We start from the raw sequence: 4,367 nt of genomic DNA, 5'->3' as shown, positions 1-4,367 counted from the left end.
GCTGCCTTTTCAAGGGCGATAGCGAAACTGATGGTCGAGAGCGCGGAGAAGAAATGAAGATGGGTAATAGGTGATAGGTTATGGGTTATGGGAGGAACAAACGGTCAGTAGCCTATGACCCATGACCTATAACCCATCACCTGTCTTTGCCTCTTTATTCGAAGAACTCCATGAATTTTTCCTTGAAACCCTTGCGTGTCTGCGGGGATGAGTCCTTGAACTCGACGGCCAGTTCCTCGACCAGGGTCTTCTGTCGATCCGTGAGGTCGGAAGGGATGACGATGTTGAGATAGACAAGCTGGTCGCCGCGGCCATAACCATTGGACTTGTTGACGCCCAGACCCTTCAGTCTGAACACCTTTCCCTGCTGCGTGCCCGCCGGTATCTTGAGGACGGATTCGCCCTCGATGGTGGGTATGGTGATCTCTCCGCCCAGGCACAGGAGGGGAAACCCCACATCCACCTGAACGACAATGTCATCGCCGGCCCTCTCGAAAACGGCGTGCTCCTTCACCTGAAGGACGACAAAGAGGTCGCCCGGAATGGTGTCTCCCGGCTGCTGCATCCCCTCGCCCCTCACTTTGAGACGGGTATTGTTGTCGACACCGGGGGGGATCCGGACCTTCAACGTTTTCTTTGTCCTGACGGTCCCCCTGCCCTTGCAGTTCTTGCAGGGATGCTTGATGACCTGCCCTTCCCCGCCGCAGTACTCGCAGGTCCTGTTGATGGTGAAGAATCCGTGGCTCTGACGGACCTGTCCGCGCCCGCCGCAGTGCCTGCATATCACCGGCTCGTGGCCCGGCTCGACACGTGAACCGTTGCAGACAGGGCATTTCTCTTCCCTGGGGATCTCGATCTCTTTCTCCCCGCCGAATACCGCCTCCTCGAACTCTATGGTCAGGTTGTACCTGAGATCGCCCCCCTTCCTCTGGCGCGGTCTCTGGTTACCGAAGAAATCGCTGAAAAGGTCGTTGAAAACGGAATCGAAATTCCCTTGAAAACCGAAATCGAAGACGGAACCCATGTCGCCGGCAGTCCCGAATCGTTCATAGTGGCGCCTTTTCTGCTCGTCTCCCAGGACTTCGTAGGCCTCGTTGATCTCCTTGAACTTCTCCTCGGCGCTTCGGTCCCCGGGGTTGCGGTCCGGGTGGTACTCAAGGGCCAGCTTCCGGTATGCCTTCTTTATCTCTTCATCCGTGGCCCCCCGCGAAACATTGAGGACCTCGAAATAATCCACGTGCTGCCTGCCTCTCATGGTACGCCTTTCTTGTGCCTTACTGTATTTCGGGTTTCTTTGAGACACCCACCCGGGAGGGTCTTATAAGCCTGTCATTGAGAAGGTAGCCCTTCTGGAGCTCCGAGACCACCGTGTCGGGCTCCACGTCCTCGTGTTCCTCCTGGTAGAACGCCTCATGAAAGTTGGGGTCGAATCTCTGGCCCACCGCCACTACGGGTTTGACACCGGCCTTCTCGAGGACCTTCATGAATTCATTGAGCGTTATCCTGACGCCTTCGTGGATGCCCTTGTAATCCTCCGTGGATTCGGCATGCTTGAGAGCCAGTTCGAGATTATCGATGACGGGGAGCAGTTCCCTGACAATGGTCTCGTTCGCGTACTTGAGCAGGTCCGTCTTCTCTTTTGCCTTGATCTTCTTGAAGTTCTCGAAATCGGCCTGAAGGTATAGAAGTCTTTCCTCGAGGGACTTTATCTTTCCCTCCTTTTCCTCAAGTTCCTTTTTCACCTCCGAAGAGAACTCTTCCTTCTTTTTCTTTTTCTTCTGCTCCTCGTGCTTCTGCCCGCCCTCGCCCTTTTCCTCGTGTCTCTCCTCGCTCTCGTCATGGAGCAGGTCTTTGTCTTTCTCGTTCATCGCCTTCCTCACATCGATCTGAAAAGATCCGTCACCGCCCGTGCGGTGTAATCGACTATGGGGATAAGACGGGAGTAGTTCATCCTCATCGGGCCGATGATCCCGAGCAGGCCATAGCTGTCCTCGCCTATCCGGTAGGCCGAGGTGATGATGCTCATGCCCTCCATCCCCTTCATATCGCTCTCGCTTCCAAGGATCACATTGATGCCCTCATCGCTCAGGTACCGGTCGAGGAGCTGTATCAGTCTTTCCTTGTTCTCGAGGGCACGGAAGAGGTCCTTGAGCCTCTCCACGTCGGAGAACTCGGGGATACCGATCATCTTCGACGCCCCTTCTATGTATATCTCTCTCTTCTCTTCCTCGCCGACGAGAACGTCCACGGCGTCCTGTATCTTCCGGTAGAGCCTCAGGAAATCCTCCCTGTCCCTGCGGATGTCCCTGATGATGTTCTCCTTGAGGGCGTAGAAGGGCATGCCCGAGAAACGCTCGTTCATGTAACCCTTCATTTCGTCGAGCACGTCCTGCTCAATGTCCTCCCCCGTGTCGACGAACCTCCTGTGCACCATTCCCGATGTCGTCACGAAGACGATTAGGATCGTGTTGCGCGAAAGCCTGACGAACTCCACTTCCTTGAAAAGCATGGTGTCCACGCGGGGTTCGACGACGATGCTCGGGCAGCGGGAAATGGCGGCAAGGATGCGGGACGCGTCGACCATTACCTCTTCCGTGTAGGCGTAACGCAACCGGGAAAGGCTCTCCAGGGCCTTGAGCTCTTTCTTGCCCGGCGCCCCGGGAGCGGGCAGGCTGTTCACGTAGTAGCGAAACGCCCTCGGTGTAGGCACCCGCCCGGCGACAGCATGGGGTTTGTAGAGAAAACCCAGTTCCTCGAGGCCGCTCATGATGTTGCGGATCGTCGCCGAGCTGACCTTCTTCTTCATGGCCCGGGATATCGTGATGGAACCCACGGGCTCGGCAAAGACTATGTAATTCTCGACGATGAGTTCAAGAACAGACCTCTCGCGGTCACTCAAGATTTCCCGTAGCCCTTTCATTCTGATACAATAAGTTAATTATCCCGCCTCTCTTTGTCAAGAAAATGGCGCGGGTCCTCATTGGCCCCGCATGCCGGCGGGCGTATCGTACGACATGTGTGCCTTAGACGGGCACGCGAAGGAGGAACGCATGACCATCCTTACCCTCAAGTTGTTGATATCCGTCCTGTTCCTTGCTTCCATGCTTGTCGCCGTTCTCACCATGTTCGAGGTACTCGGGCGCAAGGAAAAACGGTTCGACACGGAAAGGCTCACCCGTGTCCACCGCGTGAACGGCATCCTGTTCTTCCTCATCTTCCTTGCCCTCGCCCTGATGGGCATGGCCCACATAGCCCTTACGAAGGTGGAACTGTCACCGAGGGCCGCCCTTCATGTCATCCTGGCCCACGGCGTCCTGTTCCTTCTTATCTTCAAGCTCGCCATTATCAAGGCCTACAGGCAGTTCTACTCCAGGGTGCCCACGCTGGGCATGCTCATCGCCTTCCTGGCCCTCGGCACCGTGGCATCCTCAGCCGGTTATTACGTCCTGACTATGATACCCCTCTCACGGGTCCCCGCGCAAACTGCAGCCATCCGTGAAAAGGGAGACGGACCGCAGGTGCCAAACGCCCTGAAAGGGAAAGAGCTGTTCCAGGCACAGTGCTCCCGGTGCCACGATGCCGGGAGCGACACGGCTCCGGGAAGCCTGGGGATGAAGGGCATACTCAAGGGACCCGCTCTTCCCGCGACAGGGCGTCCCGCGACGGCGGAGAATATCGTCCTCCAATTGAGAACGCCCTACAAGGGGATGCCGTCCTTTCCCCATCTCACCGAGGCCGAGGTGAACGATCTCATTGCGTACATGAAGGGGTTGTAGGAGAATGACCGTTGCTGCGGATCTGTTTTGGCCAGGTGTGGGGAGTTGGTTGCCGATGATCGTCTTCTAGACCGTCACTTCAAAGGTGCCGGAGCGACAGGCGCGGCGGGAGCTCGCCTCTGCGTATCTCCTCATCGCCATGGTGCTCACATTGACATCGCAGGGGCCGACATTCACCGTGTAACGGATAACACCGCTCTCAACGGCAGAGCCGGGTCCCTTCACCATGAGCGCCTGATCCTGTCCTTCCCTTCTTTCTTCAATTGCCTGCCGGCTGACGGGCAGTTGCTCACGCCGCGGACCCTCACCTCTTTGCACCTCCCGGATGGTCTGTGCAAGCGTGTTTGTTCTCATGCCCTGAGCTGTTATAAGAGAAGTATTCATTTGCGTGTGCTGCTATCATACCATTTTTTTCGCTTATCCACGAGGAAAAAAATCAAAGCACCGGCATATGGCCTCTCTAGCCGCGTCCGGTCTTCTTCTTGACTTTCCCAGCCTCATGCAGTATTGAATCATACACCGTTGAAAGGAGGAAATGAACCGTCAATGAACAACACTGTCGATGCAGGCCTTGTCTTCCTGCTCAACGGC

The 4,367-nt window shown here is 56.3% G+C and carries 5 protein-coding genes; 1 reads left to right on the top strand and 4 read right to left on the bottom strand.

Annotation, left to right across the window (positions count from 1 at the left end; translation table 11 throughout):
* Positions 1 to 154 precede the first annotated feature (154 nt).
* Genes dnaJ through hrcA form a run of 3 tightly spaced genes read right to left on the bottom strand, consistent with a single transcriptional unit; the run spans position 155 to position 2,899 of the window.
* The gene (gene dnaJ, locus GXX82_16965) at positions 155 to 1,255 is read right to left on the bottom strand and encodes a molecular chaperone DnaJ (protein ID NLT24737.1); all 1,101 of its coding nucleotides are present in this window, start codon (positions 1,253 to 1,255) and stop codon (positions 155 to 157) included.
* 19 nt (positions 1,256 to 1,274) lie between these two features.
* Positions 1,275 to 1,868 (bottom strand): nucleotide exchange factor GrpE, encoded by a 594-nt coding sequence (gene grpE / locus GXX82_16960; protein NLT24736.1) that lies wholly within the window; start codon positions 1,866 to 1,868, stop codon positions 1,275 to 1,277.
* An 8-nt stretch (positions 1,869 to 1,876) separates the two neighbouring features.
* Complete coding sequence (gene hrcA, locus GXX82_16955) at positions 1,877 to 2,899, bottom strand: heat-inducible transcription repressor HrcA (GenBank protein ID NLT24735.1); 1,023 nt, start codon at positions 2,897 to 2,899, stop codon at positions 1,877 to 1,879.
* 151 nt (positions 2,900 to 3,050) lie between these two features.
* Here hrcA and GXX82_16950 point away from each other — a divergent pair, with 151 nt between their 5' ends.
* Entirely contained in the window at positions 3,051 to 3,776 is a 726-nt protein-coding gene (locus tag GXX82_16950; GenBank protein ID NLT24734.1) for a c-type cytochrome, read from the top strand.
* A gap of 66 nt (positions 3,777 to 3,842) precedes the next feature.
* On the opposite strand, the gene GXX82_16945 is transcribed toward GXX82_16950, so the two are convergent.
* Positions 3,843 to 4,130, bottom strand: a complete 288-nt coding sequence (locus GXX82_16945; protein NLT24733.1) for a hypothetical protein — start codon at positions 4,128 to 4,130, stop codon at positions 3,843 to 3,845.
* Between the last annotated feature and the right edge of the window lie 237 nt (positions 4,131 to 4,367).

This window comes from Syntrophorhabdus sp. (assembly GCA_012719415.1).
Classification (GTDB): domain Bacteria; phylum Desulfobacterota; class Syntrophorhabdia; order Syntrophorhabdales; family Syntrophorhabdaceae; genus Delta-02.
Note: the sequence above shows the minus strand (reverse complement) of the source record. Positions and strands in the feature narration are given on the sequence as shown.